5 protein-coding genes are annotated in these 5,181 nt (G+C 56.8%); 1 reads left to right on the forward strand and 4 read right to left on the reverse strand.

Annotated elements, in window-relative coordinates; all coding sequences use genetic code 11:
* Positions 1 to 194 precede the first annotated feature (194 nt).
* The 4 genes from F464_RS31485 to F464_RS31260 form a co-directional block, all read right to left on the reverse strand.
* A complete protein-coding gene (locus F464_RS31485; RefSeq protein WP_198292355.1) occupies positions 195 to 551 on the reverse strand; it encodes a hypothetical protein in 357 nt (118 codons plus the stop codon).
* A gap of 193 nt (positions 552 to 744) precedes the next feature.
* Positions 745 to 1,857: a DUF4236 domain-containing protein gene (locus F464_RS30710; protein WP_084600621.1), complete on the reverse strand. Its 1,113-nt coding sequence runs from the start codon at positions 1,855 to 1,857 to the stop codon at positions 745 to 747.
* A gap of 561 nt (positions 1,858 to 2,418) precedes the next feature.
* On the reverse strand, positions 2,419 to 2,898 hold the full coding sequence (locus F464_RS0127500) for a hypothetical protein (protein WP_018993086.1): 480 nt from the start codon (positions 2,896 to 2,898) through the stop codon (positions 2,419 to 2,421).
* A 103-nt stretch (positions 2,899 to 3,001) separates the two neighbouring features.
* Positions 3,002 to 3,562 (reverse strand): zinc ribbon domain-containing protein, encoded by a 561-nt coding sequence (locus tag F464_RS31260; protein ID WP_157354281.1) that lies wholly within the window; start codon positions 3,560 to 3,562, stop codon positions 3,002 to 3,004.
* Between the two features lie 220 nt (positions 3,563 to 3,782).
* Here F464_RS31260 and F464_RS29760 point away from each other — a divergent pair, with 220 nt between their 5' ends.
* A complete protein-coding gene (locus F464_RS29760) occupies positions 3,783 to 4,937 on the forward strand; it encodes an integrase core domain-containing protein (RefSeq protein ID WP_018993087.1) in 1,155 nt (384 codons plus the stop codon).
* Positions 4,938 to 5,181: the final 244 nt, after the last annotated feature.

A 5,181-nucleotide genomic window follows, 5' to 3' on the forward strand; every position in this document is an offset into this window, starting at 1 on the left:
CCGAAACCCAGCGCGAGATCGGAGGAACGGAAAATGGATGACGACTAGAAAGATCCCCTTGAAAGTCGGGGGAGTCCATGTAGGAGCTAACCGGCGCTGCGCGGCATTATCGCGCAGCGTCCAGCGACTGAAAGGAGCGAGGTTGAGCGCCGGGTTATGCGGCTTGTGTCATGCACGCAATTATGCAGCACATATTAATTACGTGGCATATTTCCTACCTTGACTGCCTGGCTCGCACAAAGCTTGTAGCCACCTTCCGAAGTGGGGACTGCTGTCTGCAGCACTTTCGAGGCTGATTCGAAAGATCTTTTATATTCCGACGAGCTAGCGCGAATAGTGCCCATCCGCAGCAGCTCATCTGGGCTAAGCTTCCCCTTGAACTTGACTATCCCTGCCCGAACTTCATCGGGCACAACGGGTCCACACACGACTTCAGTGGCATCCATTATCCCAACCTCTGTCTCAAGAAGTTCATCCAAGTTTGCGGAGGCTTGTGCTGACATTAGCGTTGTGATTACAGCGATTGCCACATGAAAAGCGATCTTGTTCATACGAATTACATTGATTTTGGAAATAGATTTAGGACATAACTCGCGATGGGTACATTGTGTCTCTGCGTCAGCTTGCAAGCGGTTTGTCGCGAAGGACAGCTTGTGGTCTGCTGCCCATCGCGCCCTTGCTGCATAACGTGGAGGTCACCGGCGCTGCGCGGCTTTATCGCGCAGCGTCCGGTGGACCGCAGGGTTATGCCGCTTGTGCAGCACAGGCACCTTCCTTGGGCATGCTCTTGCCCAGCGAAGAAATGGCTTCAGCAAAACCGCTTCCGGCACCGCAACGGGATAGTTGAAGCACCTCATTTAGCCCAGACTGACTCGACAGAGTGACTTCCTCGTATCGGCAGATGGGCAGTTCCTTGTTGTCCTTGAATCGTTTATCGGGGCCGCCGGACTTGTTGACGTACTTCCATGTTCGGTCAACGACTTCGGCATCTCGGGGAACTGACTCGCTTTCGATGAATCGAGTTGCGCCTACTTGTACTCGCAGCTCTTGATAGCCAACGGCACCCACGCCGTTCTGGTCATATACGAGAACGCGGTCAGGGAAGAAATGAAGCGTTTGACGACCTACACCAACAGCGACAGTTTCGATGTTCGTCTTGACGTATGGTGGTTCAGCCCTACGAATGGAAGTACTCTTTCGGCGGACAAGATCGCTTGCTCCCGCATGGTATTTTCGATCATGTACTTTTCCAGACGCCTCGATATGCCAAGCTGCCGCGCAACTGGCAAGTTGGCTCGCGGCCGCGTGAAGTTTGGCGTAGGCGGCTTCCATGTCGGAATCGAAGTCATAGAAGAGCACAACGGTTTTTTGTAGGGCGTCTCGCGTATGGGCTGCATACGTTCCAGCAGCGCCGGCGACTGCGAGTATGCCTACGAGCCAAACGGGCCAGCCTGAAGAGACACCAAGACCAAGCACTACAACTGAGGCGACCGCAACGAAAGGCCACAGACGGGCTTTCGCGCGCTTTCGGTTTAGCTCATCTAGAAGCTCTCGGGATGACGAATCGACGATTTGAGAAACATCGGCGGATTCGATTTCCTCAAGCGGAGCGTGAGTTCCAGGGGGTATTTCAGGAGCCGATGGCGGAAGCGGCTGAGGTGGTGATTGCCGCGACGATGAGGAAGGAGGAAGCGTAGCGCGATAGTAAAGGCCGCCGCGCCCCATGTGGACGTAGTTACCTCGTGGGCCGGCGCCAAAACGAAGGCCAGTTACACCAGCCGAAACGCCGATTCCTGACTTCGAGAGATTGAATCGCAGCGGCCCGACACTGATGCTCTTTCTCAGATAGAAGCCCATGGACTAAACCTCCGATAAGGCGTGAATGTAAGCGGCATAACGTGAAGCTAACCGGCGGGCAAAAGCGAAGCTTTTGACCGTCCAGTGAGCGGAGCGAACGGGGTTGAGCGCATTGTTAGCCTATATCCACTCACGCAAATATGGTGCGACATACGGAAGTACACCGAAAAGCGAAACGTTTCCTGCCGCTCCCCATGAAGAATGGAAATCACTCGACGAATGCCTTATAAACAGAACGAAAAGAAGAACTGGCCAGAGAAATAGTGCCCAGCCAAACGAAAATAATTTGCTAGAAGCCGTCTCCGTTGGCAGAAGGCAATACAGCACCCCCATGACGCAGGCGATAACACTGAACAACGCGCAGGTTACACCCTGAGGTGTTGACACCAAGGGGCCTCTAAGTACTTCGGATACTGGAAGACGCAGGTAGTCCATGGAATGGCTAACGTCGGAGTTGACCGGCACGCACCGGTAGGGCGCCGCAAGACGTATGCTCCCGCGCACGGCTTGCGGCGCCCTGCCGGTGCGTGTCCGCGTCGAACGACCTGTTAGACAGCATCATCACTGACCTGCCCGTGTGAGCAGGCTCCACGCGCCAGCTATGCACCCGCCTATGAAGCACGCAAAGGACGCATACGGAATTCCATAGTCCCACCAGTCAGCTACCGCACGCTTCTTATCTTCGTCCTGAAGGTGCTGCCAGGTGATCCGATCCTCATAGTACGAGGTCACTTCCGTCTTCCAACTCTCGAAGAGGTTCCGCATGTGGTGAAACGTTTTCGCAACGGCAACCCCGACCAGAACAACGCCTGCCAAAAAGACCAGCAGGGCAATTTTTGCGCCGAGCATGCCAATAGCGGCGGGGGCTGCCCCAAGAAAGCTAAGTGTTGCGATTGCGCCACCAGAGTTCGTCATGAGAAGGTACTTCAGTGCGCGCTCTGACCATTCCTTGTCCAGCTCGTACAGCTGTGACCAGCGCTGGTTGATGTGGGATCCCAGCGCTTGCCGAGTACTTTGATCTTGCTCTGAGAAAAGCTTCATGCGTTCCTATGCTGTCTAACGTAGAGGTGAGGGGCGGCCGGAGCGCGTAGCGCGGAGGGTACCCAAAAGCGCAGCTTTTGCGCCGTCCCTCTCGACCGCCATGTTAGCTTTGTGGCTCATTTAGAACCGTAAAGTCGAAGTTCCAGATGTGATCTGGGTTTCGAGTGCAACGCACATAGGTAACTTTTTGGTCTTTCGGACCAATGTCTCTTAGCTTTAATTTCCCATCGCACAGAGGGCAGTCACCTTCAATCTTTGTAATAAACACCTTTCCTGATTTGTCGGCCTCAAAATTGAAAGGCAGATAGGGAATACGGATGAAGCGGTGGCGAACCAATGCGGTTCCGATTATTAGCAGAAAAGCCGTAAGTGAAAGTAGTAGCAAAAACCAGAACGAGAGGTGCTGCCATAAGCTCACGATACTGGCGATGCTCCCAATAAAACCAATTGCCCCTGACACAATTAACCACCCCGCTTTTACGGGAGTGCCAAGCACGGTAACGGGGCTTGCGCTGGTTCGGTCAATGACAGCAATTGGGGACGGACTGACCGGGCCATGGTTATGAACGTCTCCAATATGAAGGTTTGACTCTGTGACCGAGTTACCGGACCCAAGGTTGATACTGTGCGAGCCGGATGAGATGTGATTTTTATCTTCGTCCATAGATAATTCCTAAGCGGCGTTTTTAGAAAGCTAACGACGGAGGTCAGCGGCAAGCAGACAGCGAAGCTGGCTGCTTGCCCGCTGGACCGGATTGTTAGGCGATGATTTGGTACGGTCCGGACACATGGGTGACATTCTAGTCTGGAGACATGGGTAACAGTATGACAATCGTGGGGTATCCGGAAGGAGGTGCCCCATGCCGTGGAGTCAGAGGTTACCGATGGACGAGAAGACGCAATTCATCGCCGACTATCTCCGCCAGACGCAGGACATGACGGAGCTGTGCGGGCACTACGGGATCAGCCGCAAGACCGGCTACAAGTGGATCGCCCGTTATCTGGAGGAAGGTCCGCAAGGACTAGAAGAGCGCTCACGGCGGCCCGAACATTGTCCGCGGGCGACCGCCCCGGAAATCGTCGGAGCGCTGCTGGAGGCCCGGCGGCACCATCCCAGCTGGGGCGCCAAGAAGCTGCTGAATCTGCTCGGCAAGCGCCTGCCGGAAGACGAGTTGCCGGGGCGCTCGACGGTGTGCGAGATCCTCAGCCGGCACGGCTTGGTGCCGAAGAAACGCCGGCGGCGGGTAATCGGCCACCCAGGCCCGCCGGTCAGCGAAAGCCTCGCCCCGAACGACGTGTGGTGCGCCGACCTCAAGGGGCAGTTCAAGACTGGGGACGGGATCTACTGTTACCCGCTGACCGTGACCGACAACTACAGCCGCTACCTGCTCGGCTGCCAGGGATTGCTGAGCACCTCGGTGGCCGACGCGAAACCAGTGTTTACGCGACTATTCAAGGAGTTCGGCCTACCGTTGCGAATCCGCACCGACAACGGCGTGCCCTTCGCCACGACAACGCTCGCGCGCCTGTCGCAGCTGTCGGCGTGGTGGGTGCGGCTGGGCATCCTGCCCGAGCTCATCGAACCCGGCAAACCGCAGCAGAACGGACGCCACGAGCGCATGCACCGCACGCTCAAGGCCGAGACCACGCGCCCGGCGGCGGCGACCTGCCGGGCGCAGCAGCGCCGCTTCAACCGCTTCCTGCGCGAGTTCAACGACGAGCGGCCGCACGAAGCGCTCGACATGGCCACGCCGGCCGAGTATTACCGCCCCTCGCCGCGGCCGATGCCGAACCGGATCCCGCCGCTGGAATACCCCGACCGTTTCGAGACGCGCTACGTGAGCTATAACGGGGGCATTCGCTGGAAGAAGGGTTGGGTGAATGTGTCGATCACCTGCGCCGGCGAATACGTCGGACTCGAGGAGATCGACGACGGCGTGTGGAATGTCTATTTCGGACCGCTCAAACTCGGTCGCTTGCTCGAGCGCCACATGCGCATCGAGGATGCCTACGGTCGGCTAAAACGCGGAGGGACGTAGGGTTGCCGGGGGCGTGGTGCCGACGTCGCTACGCTCCGCCGGCACCACGCCCCAAAACCGATTCAACACGCCTGGAGGACGATGAAAGTCTGGAAAAAGTGTTACCCATGTCTCCAGACTTATTTGTTACCTATGTCCCCGGCCGCTCAGCGCCAGTGGTTTTGTTGCGCTTCAACACTGGAAATGGGCGGGGAATTTCTCACGCTTTAAATTGCCCTGTTGTGCGGCGATAGCTGCCGATGAG

This window comes from Aromatoleum toluclasticum ATCC 700605 (assembly GCF_000378245.1).
Taxonomy (GTDB): Bacteria; Pseudomonadota; Gammaproteobacteria; order Burkholderiales; family Rhodocyclaceae; genus Aromatoleum; species Aromatoleum toluclasticum.

Bases quoted from the DNA above. Each gene is read 5' to 3' on its own strand.
- F464_RS31485 (WP_198292355.1), bottom strand. From the start codon at position 551: ATGAACAAGATCGCTTTTCATGTGGCAATCGCTGTAATCACAACGCTA.
- F464_RS30710 (WP_084600621.1), bottom strand. From the start codon at position 1,857: ATGGGCTTCTATCTGAGAAAGAGCATCAGTGTCGGGCCGCTGCGATTC.
- F464_RS0127500 (WP_018993086.1), bottom strand. From the start codon at position 2,898: ATGAAGCTTTTCTCAGAGCAAGATCAAAGTACTCGGCAAGCGCTGGGA.
- F464_RS31260 (WP_157354281.1), bottom strand. From the start codon at position 3,562: ATGGACGAAGATAAAAATCACATCTCATCCGGCTCGCACAGTATCAAC.
- F464_RS29760 (WP_018993087.1), top strand. From the start codon at position 3,783: ATGGACGAGAAGACGCAATTCATCGCCGACTATCTCCGCCAGACGCAG.